The following is a 21,435-nucleotide window of genomic DNA, read 5'->3' on the forward strand; positions in this document are numbered from 1 at the left end:
TTCACGGAGCCTGGGTGCGTTGGTTAAGACGCAGAAGCTGTGAAGAAGAGATCTGAATCAGCGTCCTAAATGCAGTATTTACCTGCCGCTGTCCAAAAGATGTTGAGGACTCCGCCATTCCTATTTGCGTTGACTGGTTGAACTCACCACGGGCATTTTGCCAAGGAACAGCGTTAAATTATGCGTTCATGACCCACCACAAGAAGGCTTGGCCAGTCGACGTGATGAATCGGCTCTTGGGTGGTAGTCGCAATGGCTATTATAGGTATTGCCAGCGTCAACGTGACAGGATTCCAGATTCCGGGCACGAAGCGATGATAGCGGTTGTAAAGAAAGTGGATGAAGACCTGACCTATAGGGGTACATGTTTCTCAATGCACAAAATCGGGGCCGCGGGGGGCGGAGTATGAACAAAGAACCGGCGGAGCTCTGAAAATGGTGCATGACAATGAAGAAGAAGGAACAAGTTGTCAGCTCACATCTGTTAGTCAACCCGTAATATTTTGATATCCTCACCAGGGCGGAACCCGCAACACAAGCCGCTACAAACGGAATGGAGGGAAGCGTAAAAAAAAGACTCAGCAGGAAAAGTGCATAGGTTGGTCAGAAAAAAATTAAAAGTATCGAAAAAACAGGTCATTTTTGAGCGTATAAAAAACCCTGTTGGGTTATAGAAAGTATTAGTAATTGATAAAAAATGGAGGCGCGGGTCGGAATCGAACCGGCGTTAACGGAGTTGCAGTCCGCTGCATGACCACTCTGCCACCGCGCCTGATAAAGCCTTTTGGCTTTGTGCTCTCTAGTGGGGTGAGAGACTTTTGAAGTATTTTCTCTGATTTATCCAGAAAAAATTGGAGCGGGAAACGAGATTCGAACTCGCGACCTCAACCTTGGCAAGGTTGCGCTCTACCAACTGAGCTATTCCCGCAAATGCTGTCGTAAGTTGTTGCCCGACAACGGATGCGAATTATACGGATCTTTCCTCGAGCGTCAACCGCCTGATGAAAAAATATCGGTAAATGCTGAAGGGGAAAAGCATTTTGCTGGTTAGCCATAAATTATACTAGCGCGGGTAACCGGTAATATGGCGGATGTTTTTGTACAGGCTTTCAAGCTGCGGATAGATTTTCAAGAAAACTTCACTGTACAGCTGCTGGTACAGTGCCTGATTTTCGGGGTCTGGATGAAATACCGCGCCTACCCGTGTCATTTTGCAACTGCCGTTGGAAAATCCGGGTGTATACCCAAGCCGACCATAGCGGTAATAGCGGCGCCCAAACCGGAGGTTTCGCAGGTGTGTGGGCGTTCCGCGGGCAGTCCGAAAATGTCGGCGGTCAGCTGCATGGCAGCATCGCTTTGTGAGCCGCCGCCGGCCACTCTCAGGCGCTGGATTTTCTGGCCGTTGCGTCTTTCAATGCGCTCTTTGCCCTCCCGCAGCGCGTACGCCAAACCTTCCAGCATGGCGCGATACAGGTGCGCGCGGGTATGCACGTCGCCAAAACCAATAATGGCGCCTTTGGCCTCCGGGCCGGGCTGGCGCACGCCGGGGACCAGTAAGGCTGCAACATCAGGCCCATGGAGCCTGCGCCGACCGAGTTCACCAGCACATCGAATAACTGTTCTGGCGCGATGCCACGTTGCTCTGCCAACAAGCGCTCATGCAACCCAAATTCCCGCTTGAACCAGCTCACCATCTAATAGCCCCGGTAAATTATTACTTTTGTAGAGTAGTGGCCGGGGGTGGCTGCCGGGTAGGGTGGTATAAAACGTATTGGTTCCACATAACGCGGGTTGGTGGTGTTCACCGTGGCGGGAGTGCCATAGTTTAGGCAGGCAGTGTCTGGCGATATCACGCGCTGCCTAGAACTTCGCAGGCCTTATCCGACGTCGCCGCCAGCTCCGGCAAGCCCGTTGGTAGCCCGAGGTGTCCGGCAGCGGCAACGGTCAGTGCTCCCACTATTTCACCGGGCGCAATCAGCTGCGGCAGTTGTTCAGGGCCAATCGGCATCAGTCGCCATTTGAAGTTACGTTTGCGGGCCCAAGTCTGACGTTTGTAATCGTAGGACGGGTAGCCTACCTGGCTAGCGCTGGAGTCGCGGAACTCGCCGGTCAAGCGATAGTTTAAATAACCCGATAACAATAGAAAGTAGCGTGTATCGCGCCAGACATTCGGCTGATTCTGGGCAATCCAGTTAGCCTGGCAGTTTTCGCGAAAGCGCTGAACGGTGGGTGTAAGGCCCAGCAAGCGAAAAGGCCAACGTAGGTAAGCTGGCAGCGGTGCACTGGCGTTGGTCTAGCCATATAATAGCCGTTCGTAGCGGGATGCCGTTAGCGTCCAGATTGCCCACAGTGCCACGCTGGGTGGTCAGGGTTGCGTGGGGTTTGCGTCGGTTTCCTGCCACAGCTGCTGGCAGGCCTGGCCCAAGGCATCCCAAAAATACTGTGGGTGTTGTTCGGCTCAGCCCGGTTTAGTGAAAAAGTAGGGCTCAAACTCCTGTTTAGCGCTGCCAAGCAGGTTGCCTTCGCCATCAAACAACAGCGCGCACACGCTTTGGGTGCCGTTGTCGATGGCCAGTATCAGGGGAGTGACCATCATTAGGCTGTGCCCAGGGGCAGGCTATAATAGCTTCGCCAAATCTTTCTATAGCGTTCAACTTCGTTTTGCCAGTGACTTTCGCTCCAGCCCGGCAGCGGTCGGCAGCGATTTTTGATCTGCGGTAAAAGCACGGTCGCGCCGTCTGCTATTAAGAGTCCTAAACGGGTATGCCGCAACAGCAAATCATCCAAGTGTTTGACCTGATCGCTCTGGCAGGCATAGCAAATTTAAGCCCATGTCAGGTCGATGGCGGGGTTATGCACAACGCTTGTACCCAGCACCGGTTCCAGCGGTCCTGCGGCGAGCCTGGAGCAGGGCGCTGCGGCATTGCACGCTGCTGCCAGTGACCCCAAACGTCATCATGCATTTTTCTGTGTCAGCCCCGCGCAAAGCCAGAGCTTGCTGCAGCCATCTTATGGCCCGTTCGTGGCCGGCCAGAGCCAACTGGGTGCGGGTCTCTTCGGCGTTGCTTAAGCGCAGCATCGACAGTTGCACGCGTTGCTGCGCCAGTTCACGGCAGGCGTCGCGTCCTTGCGCCCAGTTTGGGAAAAACACCACCTGAAAGCGCTCGCGCTGTGGCAGCGGGCTTACCCGAACTTTAACCTCGGTAATAATGCCAAGACGGCCTTCCGAGCCAAGCACTAGCTCGCGCAAGTCGGGCCCGGCGCTGAAGGCGGGGAAGTCCGGCAACTCCAGAGTTCCACCGGCAAAAAGCTGCTCGATCCGGCCATAGCGAAGGGACTGCTGGCCGCTGGAGCGCGAGGCGACCCAGCCACCTATCGTGGATAATTCGAAAGACTGCGGGAAGTGGCCAAGGGTTAAACCGTGGGCGCGAAGCTGGGATTCGACCTGGGGCCGGGCGTACCCGCGCCAAAGGTGGCAACCTGGCTGGCAGGATCCAGATCCAGCAAGCGGTTCATTGCTACCATGCTAACGGTGATAACGGGATGACCAAGATCTAGGGGGTTGATGTGCCCCGCTACGACTGGTGCCGCCACCGTAAGAAATAAGGTGCAGCGAGTTTGCGCTGGCGAATGCCAGTAGTTCGCGTACTTCAGAAGATGACCGTGGAAATGCCACAGCATCGGGGAAGCAATCAATCTGCCCGCTGCGCATGGCCAACCAGTTCGGTAGGCTTTGGCCTCGTGCATGGCGTACCCGGGTTTCGGCGTCGGTAGTGAGCTCAATACCGGCGGGGCGCTCCTTGCCCAAGCGGCTTTGTGGCACCTTGGCGCACACACTGGCCAGGGTTACGTCTTGCGGGGCACTGCTGTGCTCAATGCGCGTCGCTAGAAAATTTTCGCCGCTGCGGGGCAGTCCCAGTGAAAAAGAATCATCACCCCAACCATTCCAACGCCGCATCTGGCGGGTTCCTTGTTGTCGAGTTTCAGGGTTGCTCGGACTGTTGCATGCGCTGGTTTAACTCGCGCCAGCGAGACAGTTTGTCTGCCTCGCCAATACGCTTGTTTTTGCCAGCTTTGCTGGACCATAGGCCACTGCCGTTGAAGCTATAAACTGGTTCAAGATCAGTGCGTTGTGATGCAAATTTAATGTCATTTATAAGGTTGTCAAGAATCAGTGGGTCGGCATCCGGGCGTGGATACCAGGCCAGAACCATGTGCGCCTGATTCAGCTCCAGAGCTTTGACATACACAATGCGTAGCTGCTCGTCGGGCACACCCATGGAGCGCAGGGTCTGGTATTTGGCAATAGAAAAATCCTCGCAATCACCGGCGTTGGTGGTCAGCAGTTCTACTGGAGTGGCCCAATAATCTTCTTCGCCCCAGTGTTCAATGTCGCTGACAAAGCGCGACTGGTTGAAAAACGAATTCACCAAGCGTAACTGTCGGTCTATCGGGGCTCTGCTGGCTAGCAGTTGTAGGCGCTGATAGTTCTGCAGGCGCTGGTAGGCTTCGTCACCAAACTCGGCGCGCACATAGCTCATCAATGTATCGGTGAGCTCAAACGCGTTCCCAACCGAGCCTAGAGTGGCCGTCAGTAAAATTGCCCACAACCAAGAGCGGCCATTAAGCAGCGGGCGCAGCGCCGATGTCGTGGCTGCGGGTAAAGAAGCGCGGTGTTGGGACGCTAGAATCAATCTTATCAACCTCCATTGCGCAAGCTGTGACGTAGCTGCTCAAGCCTTTCGCGTATTTCGGCTCGTCGTTGTTCGTCTGTAGGCGCATTGGCAGCGCTGGTAGGTTCTGATAAGTCAGGTTGTGAAAGTGCCGGCTGCGGACCTGCCGGTGGCGTGTAAGCAGGCTCTGGGCTTTGCGCTTCATTGGCAACAGCGCTGAAACCACTGCGGCTGTCGATTGCTGGAAAATATAAATTTTCCAGCTTGCCTGAGCGCTCAATGATGATTCGTGCAGGGTGAACCGAGCGCAGTGTCGCGTTGCCGGGTAGTGTGTCGCCCACCAGGTAGGCGTCGGTGTTGTTGCGATCGTCTTCAATCAGCGCACTGCCAGCAAAGTCGCCGGCGGCGGCTAAAACGCCCCGTAAGGTGAGCTGTAGATTGGTTTCAGGCAGATTCTCTGTGTTTTGCTGAACGCCGGGGTCGTTGGCCTGTGTACTGCCAAACAGCTGAAGGCTAAACAGCGCAATCTGTGGAACTGGCCTTTGCGCCTGGGCAGAACCCATGCTGACGGCTGCAATAACGCCGCCCTCGGCCGACTCCTGCTGCCACACGCCCCAAGCTTGCCAGGCGGTGGAAACCAGCACTATGACTGCCAGCGCAGGGGCGGCAGCCGTTATAAGATGTTTCGAATCCAGGCGCATGTGTTTTTCCGGCTGAGACAGGTTTGGCAGTTAACACCAACAGGTTACCAGAGAGCCATCGTTTAATGGCAGTATAGAGCACTGGGTTATTCAGGCGGCCTACCCGCTGTGGTAGCCTTTAAACTTGTTTTGTAGGCAAGCCGACCAGCAGCGAGAAACGTCGTGAGTTCAGAACCCGAACAACTGCCGAGTAATAATAGAGCCACCAGCAGGCTGCCGTTTTCGTTTGCCAAACGCAACGGCGTAATTGTGACCCGCACAGGCAACGGCGAAACGGTTATTTTGGTGCGCCCTGGCTCTTCCCACATTGCGTTGGCCGAGGCCAACCGCCTATGCGGAGGGCGTGCCCGCTTTGCCACCGTTGAGGCGGATAAGTTCGATCAGGCCTTGAACGATGCTTACCAGAACGACTCTACCGCTGCCATGCAAATGGTCGAGGGTATTGGTGACGATATGGACCTGGCGTCGTTGGCGGATTCGGTGCCAGAAACCGAAGACCTGCTGGAGCAAGAAGACGACGCCCCTATTATACGCCTGATTAACGCGATACTGACTGAAGCGTTGAAAACCGGCGCGTCGGACATTCATATTGAAACTTATGAAACACGATTGATTATACGTTTCCGGGTAGACGGCGTTCTGCGCGAGATTGTGCAGCCCAAGCGGGCGCTGGCGCCTTTGTTGGTGTCACGAATCAAGGTTATGGCCAAACTCGATATTGCCGAAAAGCGCATTCCTCAGGATGGCCGCATTGCTCTGCGGGTTGCTGGTAGGGAAGTGGATATTCGCGTGTCGACCATGCCTTCGTCGGTCGGTGAAAGGGTGGTGCTTCGATTGCTCGATAAGCAAGCTGGCGCTATACGCCTGGAATCTCTGGGCATGGGCGGTTACGACCTGGAAAAAGTGCGCAAGTTAATCTATCGACCCTACGGAATTTTGCTGGTAACAGGCCCAACCGGCTCCGGTAAATCCACCACTTTGTACGCGGCGTTGCAGGAAATAAATGACCGCAGCCGCAATATTCTGACGGTGGAAGATCCCATTGAGTACAACCTGCCGGGGATTGGCCAGACCCAGGTTAATACCAAAGCGGATATGACCTTCGCCCGCGGCCTGCGTGCAATTCTGCGGCAAGACCCTGACGTAGTGATGATTGGTGAAGTGAGAGACCTTGAAACGGCGGAAATTGCGGTTCAGGCGAGTTTGACTGGCCACCTGGTGTTGTCCACCTTGCACACCAACTCTGCGGTGGGTGCGATAACGCGATTGATGGACATGGGCATCGAACCTTTTCTAATTTCATCGGGTATTGTGGGCATTGTGGCCCAGCGCTTGGTGCGACTGTTGTGCCCCTATTGTCGTGAAGCTTATGAGCCCACGCCGGAACAGTGTGAGTTTCTGCAGCAGGACCCAGCCAATCCGCCGCGAATATTTCGCGCCAGAGGCTGCGCACATTGTCACGATTTGGGCTATCGCGGCCGTATCGGTATTTACGAAACGGTGGAGATCAGCGAAAGCCTCAGTGCGCTGATTCATAAACGCGCCGGCGAACTGGCCTTGGAACGGGAAGCCCGTTTAAACAGTCCCAGCATTCACGCCGACGGCGTAGCCAAGATTTTGGCGGGCATCACCAGCGTGGAAGAAGTACTTCGCGTTACCCACCGGAACCAATAAATCATGCCGGCTTTTGAATATAAGGCACTGGACGCTCGCGGAAAACAGATACAAGGCGTTCTTGAAGCCGATGCACCGCGGGCGGTACGTCAGCAGCTGCGCGAAAAAGGGTTGACGCCACTTGCAGTAGAGCCAGCTGTGGAAAAATCGGGGCGGGGCCCATCATTGAATGCGCGAGGTTCACTGAACGCAGCAGATTTGGCTTTGGTTACGCGCCAGATGGCGACCTTGATCCAGTCCGGGATTCCCATCGAGCAGACCCTGAGTGTGACCTCAAAACAGTCGAGTAATCCGCGTATTCGCGGTATGTTAATCGCCATTCGCGCCAAGGTGATGGAGGGTTATAGCTTCGCCGATAGCCTGGGTGAGTTCCCGCGGGCTTTTCCGCGGCTGTTCTGTTCAACCGTGGCCGCTGGAGAGCACGCAGGCCACCTTGACCTAGTATTGAACCGGCTCGCGGACTACACCGAAAGCCGCCAGGAATCCCGCCAGAAAATTCAGTTGGCGGCTATTTACCCGATTATTCTGAGCGTAGTCGCCATCTCCATTGTGGTGTTTTTGCTCACCTATGTAGTGCCAGACATCATTGCTGTGTTTGTGCGCCAGGGACAACAGTTGCCATTGCTGACGCGGGCCATGCTGTCCATGTCGGATTTTTTGCTGAGCTACGGTATCTATCTGCTCATTGCTCTGGGCGCTGGGCTGGTGGCGTTTCGTTTTGCGATGGGCAAACCAGCGTTTCGCTTGCGCATGCATAAGCGCCTGCTGCACTTACCGCTACTGGCAGGGATGGTGCGGGGCGTTAACACGGCTCGCTATGCGAGTACCTTGAGTATACTGACCACCAGTGGTGTGCCGCTGGTGGACGCGATGCGCATTGCTGGGGAGGTTCTCGGTAACGATTACCTGCGCCAGGAGCTAAAAGATGCTGCGCGTAAAGTCAGTGAGGGCGGAGCATTACACAGAGCGCTGGATCAGAGCGGTTACTTTCCACCGATGATGCTGCACATGATTGCCAGTGGCGAAGCCAGTGGCGAGCTAGACAGCATGTTGGAGCGCACGGCCAGAATGCAGGAAAACACTCTGCAGGCGAAAATTACTGCGATCGTTGGCCTGTTTGAGCCATTGATGCTGTTGCTGATGGGTGGAGTGGTGCTGATTATCGTGATGGCCATTATGCTGCCGATTCTGAATATGAGTAATCTAGTGGGCTAAAGTGTAAATGCTCTTGAAGCGCAATTCGGACAGACCAATAGACCCATAACCAAGGATACGTGTCTTATTATGAAGCGTTCGAACTCTCCCGATATTCGCCAAAACCAAGGCTTCACCCTTATTGAAATTATGGTGGTGATGGTCATTCTTGGTTTATTGGTCGCCATTGTGGCGCCCAACATCATGGGCCGTAGTGACCAAGCAAAGGTCACAGTAGCGCAAACCCAGCTCAGTAATATTGGCAATGCCCTGGATTTGTATCGCCTTGACAATAGCCATTATCCGTCAACCCAGCAAGGGCTGGAAGCCTTGGTTAACAAGCCTGCGGGTAGCCCGGAGCCGAAAAACTGGAACGCCGACGGCTACCTGAAAAATGCCCCGGAAGACCCCTGGGGGGCGCCTTACCAGTACGTCAGCCCGGGCACGGAAGGCGCCTATGACCTTTACTCGTTAGGTTCAGATGGCCAGGAAGGCGGTGAAGACGACGCCGCCGACCTCAGTATTTGGAACACCAAAGGCTAATAAACAGTGCCACGTAACGCCACCCAGAACGGTTTCACCCTGATCGAGATATTGGTGGTGCTGGTCATTGTCGGACTGGTGGCTGCGCTAGCTGTGTTCACTATGGGCGGCAGCTCGCAGCAGCGCGAGCTGGAAGCTGAGGTTCAGGATCTGTATCTGCGCATGCAGGTGGTGTCCGAGCAAGCCGTTTTAAACAATCTGGAAGCGGGCTTGGTGATAGATACTGACAACTACCAATTTGTGGTGTTTGATGATGAAACCCAGGCTTGGGAAGCCAGTCCGGAGCGGTTGTTTCAGGCCCACGCTCTGCCACCCTGGCTGTCAGTGGATGCAATCGTGGCCTCTGACGCCCCGCGCTTAACAAATGACAACAAGGCGTTACGGCCCAGTGTTGTGTTTTTTTCTAGCGGAGAAAACACAGCTTTTGAAATTGAGTTAATGGTGAAGGGCCAGGCATTGGCCCCTCACCGTTTGTATTCTGACGGTATTGCGCTCATACACTGGCAAAAGCCCGGCGCTGAGGCGGATGGTCCATGAAGCGGTCAGCAGGCTTTACTTTGATCGAAGTGCTTGTGGCCCTGCTGATCTTTGGCTTGATTGCAACTGCGGCTGCGCAAGTGGGCAGCCAGTATATTGCCAGTTACGAACGTGTTCGCGACAAAACCCTGGCAGCGTGGCTAGCGGGAAACCGGATCAACGAAATACGGCTGCAAAGTAGCTTGCCGGCCACCAGTGGCGCCGCCAGCGACCAGGAGTTCGGGCCTTACCGCTGGCAAGTGATCACTCGCGTAACAAGCACCGCAGACGCTAATATCCGTAGGGTTGAGGTGAGTGTCAGCCGCTACCGAGACGAATCCTCAGCCCCTGATTCAGTGCACAGCCTGGCCGCTTTTGTGGGTGCAAAATGATGGCCGGCCAGCGCGGCTTCACGTTAATGGAAATGCTGATAGCCATTGCCATTACCGCCATGATTGGCTTGGGCGTTTGGCAGGTCTTAAACGGCGTGATTAACGCCCGCGACCGGGTTAACGACGTTGCCGATGAGTTTGCAGCGCTTCAGCGCACCATGCTGTTGTTTGAACGAGACATGAACCAGGTCATTAATCGCCCTGCGCGGGATATTTATGGTGACGTTCAGCCTGCACTGACCAGTCGTAGCAAACCTTTCAACCTGCTTTTTACCCGTCAAGGCTGGCGTAACCCTTTAGGTCAGCGCCGCAGCGAACTGCAGCGCGTGGCATGGGAATACAATGGCAATGCACTGGTGCGCAGTTACTGGCCAGCGCTGGACCAAGGCCAGGAAGACAATCGCAGGCAAGCGCAGGTGCTGGACGGGTTAAAAACGTTCAAGCTGCGTTTTCTGGACAGTAACCGGCAGTGGCAGGACAACTGGCCGGTGCAGGAATCATCTGCCGGCGCCAAAGAGGTCAGCGAAGCGCCCGCGCTGCCTGCGGGCCTGGAGTTGACCTTAGAGCACGACCGTTTTGGCACGCTGGAGCGCCTCTTCGTACTAACAGATTTCGATGCCGGCAAGGCGCAGGCCAGCCTGAATCGCAGAGTTGAAAGCGTCTCCAACGACAGCGCCGCCGGGGATGAAACGTCGGTTCCGGCGAGTGACCAATGATGCGTCACAGTGAAGCTTCTTCGACGTATTGGCACCAGCAGGGTGTGGCACTAATCATGGTGCTGCTGGCGATGGCACTGGTGGTCATACTGGCAACCGGAATGACACATCAGCAAAGCCTTCGGGTGTTCAAGGCAGGGCATTACCTGGCTCAGCAGCAAGGGCTGAGTGTGGCGTTGGGTGCAGAAGCGTTCGCCCACCAGATACTGATGACAGATTACGAGGAAGATAAAGAATCTGGAGCACCGATCGACAGTCTGGACGAATTCTGGGCGGCTAACTCCGTTGTGCTGCCGTTAGATGATGGCGGCGTGGCCGAAATACAGTTGGACGATTTGGGTGGCAGGCTGAATCTAAATGACCTTATTGGCGCCGATAACGAGCCAGACCCGGTGAGCCGTGGACGCCTGGACCAATTACTGCAGAACCTTCAGATAACCGGCCTGAAAACCGATGTGTTTATTGATTGGGTGGATGCAAACGACCAGACCATCAGTGCTTATGGTGCCGAAGACGGCCAATATTTGTTGGCGCAGCCGGGTTATCGGGCGGGCAATCAAAAGTTTGCCAGCGTAACCGAACTGCGACTGCTGGAGGGCATGACCGAGGAAGGCTACCAGGCGCTTCGACCCTTCGTGGCGGCGCTGCCTGTCAGTGGCCTGGGCATCAATGTAAATACCGCCAGCGCGGAAGTGTTAAAAACCCTGCATCCGGACTTGAGTGCGGCTCAGGTAAATGCGGTGATTGAACTGCGAAAAAAACAACGCTTTGAGAACATCAAAGACTTTCTGGCGCTGCCGCAATTTTCCGGTCTAGGCTTGAGGCCAGAGGGCCTTACTTTGCAGACCCGTTTTTTTGAAGTTGTTGCAAGAATTACCTACGATAAGCGTGTTGTGCACATGGTTAGCACCGTTTACCGCGACCCGGAGGGTAAGGTGTCTACATTGCACCGGGACACAGGGCAAAAAAACCGAATTACCAAAGCGCCGTTTACCATTTTAGAAGGATAACCATGTCTTATCGCCTATATGTGCGGTCGGTTTCAGGCTTTGCCGCTGTGGAGCAACAGCCAGGCGAACGGCGTTACAGTTGGGCGCTGTTGGACAGTGCCGGCCATTGCCAGGCCAAAGGCGAAGCCGACAGCCAGGATGACATCGAGCAGACGCTAGCGCAGAACGCTATTGAACACAGCCTGCTAGTTGGGCTAATTCCCGGCGACGAAGCCGCATTCTGCCTGGCCAATATACCCGCGAATCAGCGGCGTTTTATTGTTCAGGCACTGCCTTATGCGGTTGAAGAACAGCTAGCGCAGGATATAGAAACCCTGCATCTGGCGCTCGGCAACGGCGGCAACCAGGGCTACCGGGTAGCCGCGATTGACCGTGAGCGCATGGCCAACTGGTTTAGCGTGTTCAGCGGTTGGCGCGACCTTACCTTGAGTGGCATATACGCCGACGCATCGCTGCTCCCGCCCAGGGCTGACGGTTGGAGTGCCTGCGTAGATGGCGAGGTGATCATGTTGCTGGGCCCGGCCGGTGAGTGGTTAAGTGTGCAAACCACAAATTTAAGCATGTTTCTGCAAACACTGGCCGTACCCGGCAGCGGCGAGGCTGTGCCTTTAACATTGTATGTTGAGGGGCAGGTGGGCGATGAACTGGCTTTACTTATTGCGGATAGCGTCGCGCAAGATAAAATAGAGATGACGACTGAACATTCCGAGCGCTTGCCAGTGGAGTTATTGGCGCTGTTTCACCAGCGCCAGAGTGCAAGCGCCATCAATCTGTGCCAAGGTAACTTTGCTGCTGGCCCGGCGAAAAAAAGCGCCTTAGCGCCCTGGCGATCCTTAATTCTGGTAGCCGCAGCTTGGTTGGTGCTCCAACTGTCTCTGGAAACAGGGTTAGGCTGGTACTATCAACATCAGGCCGACAACCTGACGGCGCAGGCCATGAGTGTTTACCGACAGGCATTTCCTGACGACCGGCGCACCCACCCCGGCAATGTGCGCAGAGTGGTTGAAGGTCAGCTCAGACAAAACGCTGACGGTGGCCCAAGTCTCAACTTTATAACCCTGATGAAATTTACCGGCGAACAGTATGCGGCGGTTTCTGGCGGCAGTGGTATTCGCTTTAATTCGCTGAATTACAACCAGGCCCGCGGCGAACTGGTGGTGGATTTACGCGCAGACAGTTACGACCTTATGAGCCAGTTGCGTAATGGGCTTGTAGCGCAGGGGCTGGACGCGCAAATTGGTTCGGTGGTGAACGAAGCCGGTGAAATTCGCGGGCGTTTAACGGTTTCAGGAGGTTAAACGATGCTTGAAAAATTGAAAAAACAGGCCGGCGTTCGCAAACTTCAGGTTCAGTATCTGCTACTCCCCCCGCGTGATCAAAAAGCCCTGCGATGGCTCGTTGTTGCTCTACTGGCGGGTTTTTTGTATTTCGCACTCTGGCTGCCGGCCACCCGTTATCACGATCACGCGGAGACATCGCGGCTCAACGCCGCGCAGCTTCTGACCTGGATGAACAGCAACGCTGCTAGCATAAGTACGCTTGCGGGAGCGAGTCGCGTTGACGCTGGTGCTGACACTGCTATCAACAAACCCGCAGATAGCCGCGCGTTAATGGGGTTGGTAACCGGTTCGGCACGGGAGTCCGGGCTCGTGTTGCAGCGCTTTGAACCTAGCGGTGATAACTCAGTTCGTATATGGATGGATAACGTACCCTTTTCCGATGTGGCCTCCTGGCTGGAAACCCTGAGTGTCGAAAATGGTGTTCTAATAGATCAGGCAGCGCTGGAAAAGACCGACGAAGAGGGCAACGTAACAGCCCGTTTAACACTTGGCCTTTAATCGCCCGGCCAGCGTAAAACTAAATAAAATGAAATAGTTTCAAATTAATTAATAACAGGAGACCTTGTGTCTGACTCAGTAGATTACGACTTGATTGTCATAGGCGCCGGCTCTGGTGGCGTTCGATTGGCCCGCATGTCTGCCCAGCGCGGTGCGCGAGTAGCGGTGGTGGAATCGCGTTACCTGGGTGGCACCTGTGTGAATGTGGGTTGCGTGCCAAAAAAACTGTTTGTTTACGGCGCCCACGTTCACGACGAACTGGAAGACGCCGCCGGTTACGGCTGGCAAGTGCCTCTTGCCGACGTGAAATTCAACTGGCCCACATTACTCGCAAATAAAAACACCGAGATCGAGCGCCTGAAGGGCATTTATGGGCGCCTGTTAGAAAGTGCTGGGGTAACCGTTATTAATGGCAGCGCCCGCTTAAGCGGTCCAAATACCGTGGTCGTTGGCGATAGAAGCTATAGCGCCAAACACATTACCGTTGCCACTGGAAGTTGGCCAGTGGTGCCTGACATTCCCGGTAAAGAACACCTGCTGACGTCTAACGAGATGTTTTTCTTGCAGGAACTTCCGCAGCATGCCGTGGTTTGGGGCGGTGGTTACATAGCCGTGGAGTTTGCCGGTATTCTGGCTGGGCTTGGCGTTAAAACCACACTGCTGTACCGCGGTGATCTGTTTCTTCGTGGCTTTGATGACGATATCCGCACCTTTACAGCCCAAGAAATGATGAAGAAAGGCGTAGATTTGCAGTTTAACGTCACCATCGAATCGGTAACCGGCGCAAGCGGCGATTATTCCGTGCTTTTGAACAATGGTGAAACACTTAAAACCGGGCTCGTTCTGGCAGCGACCGGACGCCGCGCGCTGGTTGACGGCCTTGGGTTGGCTGAGCTTGGCGTAGCGCTGAATGACTCAGGCCACGTGGTGGTAAACGACTATTTTCAGACCGAAGTACCCTCAATCTCCGCGCTGGGTGACGTGATTGGTACCCCCCAGCTGACCCCGGTCGCTTTGGCCCAGGCGATGGTGCTGTCACGCAGATTGTTTGGCGACGGTGAAGGCGAAATGGACTATGCGGCGATTCCTACTGCGGTTTTTTGCCAACCGAACATCGGCACCGTTGGTCTGACTGAGCAGGAAGCGCGCTTGGCCGGGCATAGCCTGCGGGTTTACCGCTCGGAATTCAGACCCATGAAGTACATCTTAAGTGGGCGAGATGAGCGCTGCATGATGAAACTGGTGGTCGATAAACGCACAGACAAAGTGCTGGGCGCTCACATGGTGGGGCCAGACTCCGGTGAAATCACCCAAGGCCTGGCTGTGGCGATCAAGGCCGGGGCTACAAAAGCACAATTTGACGCAACGATGGGCATTCACCCAACGTCAGCGGAAGAGTTTGTAACCATGCGTGAGCCGACGCTGGTCGATCCCGACTGACGATCAAGGCGAAATCAAAACGCCAGCTCTGGCGACCGGAGCTGGCGTTTTTTTATTGTTCAAAGGGAATTTCGAAGCGTAATAGCGAATGCCCATCGGCGTTAGCCTCTACTTTAAGCTGGCCGCCCATCAGTTCGATAAGGCGTTGTACCAACGGCAGACTCAGGCCCATAAACCCGGTGTTTCCACTCAGGTTACCCTGGCCTACATTGTCGAAGTCATCAAAGTTGTCAAAGCTAACGCCTAGGCTGTGCGATAAAGCCTGAGCAGCGGTACTAAACACTGCAATGCTCAATAATACCGCTGGAGGAAGTTGATCGGCATCGTTCCGATGATCCGGCAGCTGTGTAGAATCAAGGGATTTAAGGCAGGCTTCAATCTGTACATTGCCATCGTGACTGCTTTTAATCGAGTTATCCAGAAGGCCTGCTATTATCTGGCGCAATTTTGGAGCATCACCATGCACCATCGCTACGTCTGGAAAGCCCGATTGAAAGCTGAGATCCAGGGTTAATCCGGCTTCCACCGCGATGTGTCTGTGGGACGCCACGCAGTTGTGAATCAACTGGTGCAAATCAAATGGATAAGACCGCAGCACCGCAGTGCCACGATCGAGGCGTGAATACTCCAAAATATCGTTTATCACCAGTGAAAGGTCCTGCGCAGCGCGACTGGCGGTCGTTAGGTATTCGCTCTGGCTTTTGCTCAGGCTCTCGCGCTCGATCAGTTTGACAGTGCTCAGCACGGCCCGCAGAGGAGTCTGTAACTCATGACTCGCAATGTCCATAAAATCGGATTTGGCTTGGCTGTTGCGCTCAGCCTGCTCCAGGGCAGAGCGGGTTTGAGTCAAGGTGTGTTCCTGCAACTCTCGTTGCTCTTCAAGATGCTGCGCTAGCTCGTTTAGGCGTATTTCTATGGTGATCAGTTCCTTAGAATTACGGTATTGATTTACCGGTGTCACGCTGTAATCGTGGTGGCTGAGGGCTTTAATTCGTAGCCCGATGCTACGAATGGGGCGCAGGATATCGGTGAGAAAGTAATTAACAAGAAACATAGTCAGCAGCAGCAGGGCAGTACTCAAAGCCAGTGACGTCCAAAGGATGCCGCGGCGCTTGCTGGCTAGAAGGTCCGGATCAGCACCTACCTGCACGCTGCCTACCCGCAAGGCTCCACCGACGAAGCTCAAACCTGGATCGAACCACTCAGGGGTATCTAAACCGTTCATGTTTAGTGGTTTTTGAAGAATCTCAGCGATATAGATGTTTTTGTCCAAAGCGGGGGCTGCGAACGTCGTTATTCGAGCTTCCACATCGGCCCGCTTACGTTCACTAGCGTCGGCGTTGGCGTGACTGACAAAGCCGATGACATCGCCGCGAACGTTTGTCACGCGTATCCAGTCAGCATGGCTGCGGCGTAAAGATTCGGAAATAATGTCGTTAAGCACACTGGTGTTGCCGGATACGACCGCATATTCCAATACGGACGCCAGGCTGTCAGCGACAATCTGGCTGTGTTTCGCCACCCGTTCGTTGGCGTCTTGCAAGCGCACATAAGTAAAAAACAGCATCAGTGCGGCGAACATCAGAACAGCGGGCAACGCACCAAGAATAAGCAATTTTCGAGCAAGTTTGGCAGGTGGACGGTGCGCCTTAAAGAACCGCGGCCGAAATGTCATGGCAACATTCCTCTATTTTCGGCATTCGTTGCCGCGTCTTTGGCGGCGGGCATCGCCTGTTCACGCAACTGCTCTATCACCTGTTCCTTTACGCTGGCCTCTGACGGCAGAGGGATGTTTAGGGAGCGTCCGACTTGTTTGTTTATTTGAACATTAAAATCGGTCGGGTACGCCGGTTTCGGCAAGAAACCCTCTTCATACCATTGTTCTAGAGCGCTAACCAAGGCTTGCGCTACCGCAGAGTAGGGCGCGTAGCTTGAGGCCAGAGAACCGGCTTTGACATAGGCTTGACTAGGACCAATCACCATGATGTTGCGCCGATAGGCGGTCAGCAGAATGTGTTTAATGGTGTTTGGATTGTAAATACTGGGGTCTTGAGCTGCCAACACGAAATCACCGTAATAGAGTGCGCGCACCAAAGCAGGTATGAGCTCGCTACTACTGTTTACAACAAACATCTTCGCTTCCAGATTGTGCCTCGGCAACTGCGACAGCAATTCGCTGTACAGGTGAATGCTCTTTGGCGTGGCCAATAAGGCAATCCGGCGCGATTGGGGAAGTATGGCTTTGCCGGTAAGCGCTTGGTTGAGAAGAGGCACGTCGTAGTAAATGGCAGACACAGAGCGCTCCGATTCCTTATCCGAACGCGCACTGGCTATAGCGCGATAGTATTCTTGTGAAATCAGTGTTGCCAGTATCGGCGACTGCGGATATCTGCCCAGCGTCGTGGTAAAGGCTCTACGGCCAATGGTCACTATGGGTATGCCCGGGTTTAATGCCGGTTTAGACTCGTTAACCGGCACAACGGCTACTTCTTGACCAACCAACTGACGCACTTGATCCAGCAAATAGTTGTCTAAGACATCGTTGCCCGAACCCACCACATAGATCAGCGGAATCGTCATGTCTGAGCGAGCAGCGCCGGCGCCCAGCATCAGGATAAAACAAAAAAACGCAGCAACCGCAAAACGTCCGGGGGCGATAAAATATGTTGTCCGGAACAGGCGCACCTTGCTGAGCGATCGATACATGTGAGCCATTACCTATTAACGTCCATTAAAAACGTAGCCCTGCTTCGACAAAAAACTGGTTTTGGTTTGCAATATTGTTATCAGAGCTCAGATCAAACTCCCGGTTTAGGTAGTGCTGCATAACAAAGGCAAATTCCGCTGTGTAGCGTGGCTGAATAATCTGCTTGGCCAGGCGTATATCAAAGCGTTCAAATTGGGAGTTTCGGAACTCATCTGCCCAATAGAATACACTGGCGGCGGTCACATTCCAGGGTAAGGTTTGAATAGCAGCAATGCTTCCAGAATGTCTGACTGACAGCCGCTCAAGGAGTTTCAACTTAATCGATTCTTCCTCTCCGCGCAGGTTCTGGCCGTTGTAGCTTAGCGGACCGCTGTAGCGGGTGTCCTGATCCAAATACCCATAACTGGCTCGCAAGGTTGTTAAGGGAAAAACCAGCGTACTTTCTACTTCAAAACCTTTCTGGTCGATGTCTACGCTGTTATCAATATTCCACTCTTCAAACTGGATAACACCGCTGATCATATCCCGCATTTCGTCTTTGAAGCCTCGCACCTCCAGAGTGAGCAAAGCGGGTGTCAAAGGAAACTGGCCAAAGTAGCTGATTTCATGAGATCGAATTTTCTCTTCGTGTAATTCAACGCCCAGGGTATCGGAAAATTTCTCGCGCGCTATGTCGCTGGTGGTCAATCGATAACCTTCCAGTTCGCTGGCATACGCGGCATTCACATTGCGCAGCACAAAACCATAATTCGGGTTCTGTTCAAAGCTGTCTGGCGTGCGCACGGCCTCAGAGTAAACAAAACGCAGCGCATGTTGATTATTGAAAATCAGGTTGGCCGCCAAGCGTGGGGAAAAGTAACCCTGTCCGGTGGTGTCTGTATGTTCCCAGTTGCCACCGCCGTTAAAGGTCAGCCAATTTGTAGGGCTATATTCCAAATTGCCGAAAACCCGGTACTGTTCACTGGTGCCACGGCCATTGAAAAAGGCTTCCGAACGATAGGTGTCATGGCGATAACCCAGCCCAGAGACGAGTTTGGTCGTGTCAGACAGAATCAACGTGTCCTGCAGTTCCAGTTCCAACCGGGAATCTTCTGAATCGGCGTTCAGATTAGCTGTTAATGGCTCTGGCGCGGTGTTCAAGTTTGAGCAGTTGACGGAACTACCACCTGGGCTTGAACAGATTCCATTGAATAAAGGCAAAACGTCCTCTGTGGGTACCTTAATTGGCCACCGCTGGCGCCGTTTGAAGTTCTCGAAACTTACCTGGACGTGAAAAAAATGATCGGCTGATGGAATGACGTTAAAGCGGCTATCCAGATAATAATCGCGTACATCAATATCGGGATTGGCTTGCGCCGGGAAGTAGCCCGTTTTGTATTGATCTTCTTCGTTAACGCCGTCTGTAACGCCAGCCCGCAATTCTATGTTGAAGTCTGGCTGCAGTTTCAAACGTGAATCGAAGGTTAGAAAGTTCAGATTCTGGCCATCATGAAACGGTATAAACTCCCCACCCTCTTTCTGGTAATCGAATCCTCCGAACTCGCGTTTCTCGAAAGCCATGCGCCAGTCAGCGTCGGCGTTGGCATCGCCGACGCTGGCAAACGTACGCCGATAATCGCGGGACCCGGACATCACCCGCAGTTCAGTACCGGCGGTATCGGCCGGATCCCGGGTAATAATATTGATGCTGCCCAGAAACGCGTTTATGCCATAAGCCGCAGAGTTGGGCCCGCGGCTTACTTCAATCCGTTCAATCAGCTCCAGCGCAACAGGCATGCTTTGCCAATCCATATCCGACAGCGTGGCGCGGTGGGCCGTGCGCCCGTCGATCAGCACCTGCATGCGCCTTTGTTCGTAGTGCACGGTACCGTGGTAGGTTGTTACTGGCGTACCGCTGCCCACCTCACCCACGACCATGCCGGGCACCAGGCGGAAAATCTCAACCAGGCTGTTAATGCCCAGCTGCCGTATCAAATTGCCTTCAATAACGGTAGTACTACCCGGCACCCGGGTTTTGGGCTGCCGCAAGCGGGTTGTGGTCAGCACTTCGGGGATGTCATCGCTGAAACTGTAAAAGCCAGGCAAAGGCTCAACCTTATCGGGAATGTCATTACCGACAGCCAGGGCGGGTGCTAAGGCTGCGGTGACTGCCAGTAAGGTTGCCGAAGAATATAACCGCAAGCTGTTGAAAGCTTGGGTTGCACAGCGTACAACGGTGCTCCGCGGAGCCATTTGCAAAGGCGTTATTGCAAAACGCGAGTTCGTATCATCACTGTTCGGGCAACAGAAGCAATTCGTAACGTCCATGATAGTCACTCTATACTTGCAGTGTAGTGCAGTATAAGTAATCGATTTATGTAGCGTAACGCGTATGCTATTGCAGTGAGGCTTGATTGTCTTGCGTAAATGTACATTCGTTAATAATTGGAGACCTGTAGCAATGAATTGCTGGGACCTACTTGGAATAGAACCGACATCCGATCGCCAGCGCGTAGAACAGGCTTACCAACAACAACTGAAATTTGCCAGCAGCGATGAAGCGCAGCGTTTGGAACAAGCCTTTCGCGAAGCCACTGGTGCAGCACCAGCTTCCTCTAATATCGAGGTGAAAACGCCGCCAAACACGCTAGGCGCGCAGCCTGAGCAACCCAAGGAATTAGACGCTTTTTCAGCGCAAGTAACGCGCGAAGTGGTTATTCAGATCAAAGCTCTGCTAAACGACAGCATTCGGGCGGAAAATGTAGACGTGTGGAAGGCTATCTTGTGTGAGCCTCCGGCCGATCAGCCTGTTTTGCGTGCTGACATTGCCGGTCGGCTTGAGTCACAGTTGCGGCCGATGGCCGAAAATGGTGTGTTTCCGGCGTCGGTAACGGCATTTTTGGGTGACTGGTTTGAATGGTCGAGCTTGCGCAAAGCGGAGAGCAGCCATGGAAAAGAGCGGCAGCGGGACGAACGTAATTATCCCGAACCAGAGATGATGGGCGAGGAAGACGAGCAGAACGAGCAGCCACCGCAATCTGTCAACTTCTGGCCGGCGGTGATTGGTTGGATTATTGGACTTGCTATTTTGACCAGCCTGTTCGGCGGTATGGGCGGGGGCTGACGAACTCCTTAAATTTGATTAAGAAAATCGCCGACCGGCTGAGCCAGCAGCCGGGCCAGAATAGCAGGCTCGAATCGGCGGCGGATGCTGATGGCGTAGAATTCTTCGAAAACACCGGGTAAGGCACCGTAATCCACCAAGCTTCCGGCTCTCAGTTCGTCACGAACGACCACCGGGGGGAGTACCGAAAAGTAGCGGGTGTCCCTTGCCAGCAGCCGCATCATGGCCATGTCATCCACCTCTGCTATCAGCCTTGGCCGCACTTTGTGGTAGTCGCAGAATTGATCAAAAGCGTGGCGTATATTGTTTTCGGCTCCAGGGACAATCAGCCGCAAACCCTGGAGAAAGTCAGGGAATACGACGTTGGTGGCCGCGTTCGGAGGCCCAATAATGCTAACCGGCTGACGTGCGATGCGGCGAGAGCGAAATGGGTTCTGTTGGTCGCCCTGAACAGGCTGGTTTGACAGAACCAGGTCTAGCCGATGTGCCGACAGGCGCCGTAGTAAATCGTCAAGCCCTCCGCTTTGTAGGCTGAGCTCCAGATCATCCTGTTCTAACAGCGGAGACAGAAACCCCTCCTGAAAGTTTCGCGACAGCGTCGCCACAGCACCGACCCTTAATGTTTCTCGCGCCGGTTGGTGCCCGCTTTCAAACAAAGCGGACAACTCCGCGCCCTGGCGAAATATTTCTTCTGCGTAGCTGAATGCCACGCGACCGGCCTCTGAAAGCTTCAGGCGCCGCCCTTCACGAATAAACAGCGCCTCACCAAAACTACCCTCTAGTTTTCGTATTTGCCCAGACAGTGCCGATTGGGAGATGTGCAAAGCCTCCGCAGCGCGGGTCAGGTGTCCGGTGCGGGCTACTTCCCAGAAGTAGTAAAGATGATGGTAATTAAGTTTCATTTATTCGTTCTTAAAAAGTGAATGTT

Annotated in this window: 17 protein-coding genes, 2 tRNA genes and 2 pseudogenes; 11 read left to right on the plus strand and 10 right to left on the minus strand. The window is 54.1% G+C overall.

The annotated features are described in order from the left end of the window. Positions 1–698: 698 nt before the first annotated feature. The 6 genes and pseudogenes from MRBBS_RS08810 to MRBBS_RS08840 form a co-directional block, all read right to left on the minus strand. A tRNA-Cys gene (locus MRBBS_RS08810) sits at positions 699–772 on the minus strand. 80 nt (positions 773–852) lie between these two features. Beyond that, positions 853–928 (minus strand) — tRNA-Gly (locus MRBBS_RS08815). 135 nt (positions 929–1,063) lie between these two features. Next, positions 1,064–2,596 (minus strand): annotated as a pseudogene (locus MRBBS_RS08820) (FGGY-family carbohydrate kinase). 279 nt (positions 2,597–2,875) lie between these two features. Further along, a pseudogene (locus MRBBS_RS18935) lies at positions 2,876–3,958 on the minus strand (FAD-binding oxidoreductase); the annotation flags it as partial. Positions 3,959–3,983: 25 nt separating this feature from the next. Then, on the minus strand, positions 3,984–4,694 hold the full coding sequence (locus tag MRBBS_RS08835; protein ID WP_014871130.1) for a transglutaminase-like cysteine peptidase: 711 nt from the start codon (positions 4,692–4,694) through the stop codon (positions 3,984–3,986). 5 nt (positions 4,695–4,699) lie between these two features. Further along, a complete protein-coding gene (locus MRBBS_RS08840; protein ID WP_014871131.1) occupies positions 4,700–5,374 on the minus strand; it encodes a type II secretion system protein N in 675 nt (224 codons plus the stop codon). Positions 5,375–5,536: 162 nt separating this feature from the next. On the opposite strand from MRBBS_RS08840, the gene gspE reads away from it, so the two are divergent. The 10 genes from gspE (at position 5,537) to gorA (ending at position 14,697) form a co-directional block, all read left to right on the plus strand. Further along, a complete protein-coding gene (gspE, locus tag MRBBS_RS08845; RefSeq protein ID WP_014871132.1) occupies positions 5,537–7,048 on the plus strand; it encodes a type II secretion system ATPase GspE in 1,512 nt (503 codons plus the stop codon). A 3-nt stretch (positions 7,049–7,051) separates the two neighbouring features. Beyond that, on the plus strand, positions 7,052–8,263 hold the full coding sequence (gspF, locus tag MRBBS_RS08850) for a type II secretion system inner membrane protein GspF (RefSeq protein ID WP_014871133.1): 1,212 nt from the start codon (positions 7,052–7,054) through the stop codon (positions 8,261–8,263). Between the two features lie 69 nt (positions 8,264–8,332). After that, a complete protein-coding gene (gspG, locus tag MRBBS_RS08855; RefSeq protein ID WP_014871134.1) occupies positions 8,333–8,785 on the plus strand; it encodes a type II secretion system major pseudopilin GspG in 453 nt (150 codons plus the stop codon). Positions 8,786–8,791: 6 nt separating this feature from the next. Further along, complete coding sequence (gspH, locus tag MRBBS_RS08860) at positions 8,792–9,322, plus strand: type II secretion system minor pseudopilin GspH (protein ID WP_014871135.1); 531 nt, start codon at positions 8,792–8,794, stop codon at positions 9,320–9,322. Next, positions 9,319–9,693: a type II secretion system minor pseudopilin GspI gene (gene gspI, locus MRBBS_RS08865; RefSeq protein ID WP_014871136.1), complete on the plus strand. Its 375-nt coding sequence runs from the start codon at positions 9,319–9,321 to the stop codon at positions 9,691–9,693. Before gspH ends, gspI begins: the two co-directional genes overlap by 4 nt. Then, entirely contained in the window at positions 9,693–10,409 is a 717-nt protein-coding gene (gene gspJ, locus MRBBS_RS08870) for a type II secretion system minor pseudopilin GspJ (RefSeq protein ID WP_041635192.1), read from the plus strand. The genes gspI and gspJ overlap by 1 nt, the downstream gene beginning before the upstream one ends. Continuing rightward, positions 10,406–11,419: a type II secretion system minor pseudopilin GspK gene (gspK, locus tag MRBBS_RS08875; RefSeq protein WP_041635193.1), complete on the plus strand. Its 1,014-nt coding sequence runs from the start codon at positions 10,406–10,408 to the stop codon at positions 11,417–11,419. Before gspJ ends, gspK begins: the two co-directional genes overlap by 4 nt. A gap of 2 nt (positions 11,420–11,421) precedes the next feature. Beyond that, positions 11,422–12,717 (plus strand): type II secretion system protein GspL, encoded by a 1,296-nt coding sequence (gspL, locus tag MRBBS_RS08880; RefSeq protein WP_014871139.1) that lies wholly within the window; start codon positions 11,422–11,424, stop codon positions 12,715–12,717. Between the two features lie 3 nt (positions 12,718–12,720). Then, positions 12,721–13,257 carry a type II secretion system protein M gene (locus MRBBS_RS08885; RefSeq protein ID WP_014871140.1) on the plus strand — a complete coding sequence of 179 codons (537 nt, stop codon included), beginning with the start codon at positions 12,721–12,723 and terminating at the stop codon, positions 13,255–13,257. Between the two features lie 66 nt (positions 13,258–13,323). Beyond that, complete coding sequence (gene gorA, locus MRBBS_RS08890; protein WP_014871141.1) at positions 13,324–14,697, plus strand: glutathione-disulfide reductase; 1,374 nt, start codon at positions 13,324–13,326, stop codon at positions 14,695–14,697. 52 nt (positions 14,698–14,749) lie between these two features. Here gorA and MRBBS_RS08895 read toward each other — a convergent pair whose 3' ends face one another. The 3 genes from MRBBS_RS08895 to MRBBS_RS08905 are packed head-to-tail and all read right to left on the minus strand — an operon-like array spanning position 14,750 to position 19,636. After that, positions 14,750–16,372 carry a sensor histidine kinase gene (locus tag MRBBS_RS08895; protein ID WP_014871142.1) on the minus strand — a complete coding sequence of 541 codons (1,623 nt, stop codon included), beginning with the start codon at positions 16,370–16,372 and terminating at the stop codon, positions 14,750–14,752. Beyond that, positions 16,369–17,403, minus strand: coding sequence for a hypothetical protein (locus MRBBS_RS08900; protein ID WP_014871143.1), 1,035 nt, complete (start codon positions 17,401–17,403; stop codon positions 16,369–16,371). The genes MRBBS_RS08895 and MRBBS_RS08900 overlap by 4 nt, the downstream gene beginning before the upstream one ends. A gap of 25 nt (positions 17,404–17,428) precedes the next feature. Then, positions 17,429–19,636 (minus strand): TonB-dependent receptor plug domain-containing protein, encoded by a 2,208-nt coding sequence (locus MRBBS_RS08905; protein ID WP_014871144.1) that lies wholly within the window; start codon positions 19,634–19,636, stop codon positions 17,429–17,431. A 208-nt stretch (positions 19,637–19,844) separates the two neighbouring features. Between MRBBS_RS08905 and MRBBS_RS08910 the strand changes: the two genes are divergently transcribed. Continuing rightward, positions 19,845–20,507: a hypothetical protein gene (locus tag MRBBS_RS08910; protein ID WP_014871145.1), complete on the plus strand. Its 663-nt coding sequence runs from the start codon at positions 19,845–19,847 to the stop codon at positions 20,505–20,507. 8 nt (positions 20,508–20,515) lie between these two features. Here the strand turns inward: MRBBS_RS08910 and MRBBS_RS08915 are convergent, their stop codons facing one another. Further along, the gene (locus tag MRBBS_RS08915) at positions 20,516–21,409 is read right to left on the minus strand and encodes a LysR family transcriptional regulator (RefSeq protein ID WP_014871146.1); all 894 of its coding nucleotides are present in this window, start codon (positions 21,407–21,409) and stop codon (positions 20,516–20,518) included. Positions 21,410–21,435 lie beyond the last annotated feature (26 nt).

The organism is Marinobacter sp. BSs20148 (assembly GCF_000283275.1).
Classification (GTDB): domain Bacteria; phylum Pseudomonadota; class Gammaproteobacteria; order Pseudomonadales; family Oleiphilaceae; genus Marinobacter; species Marinobacter psychrophilus.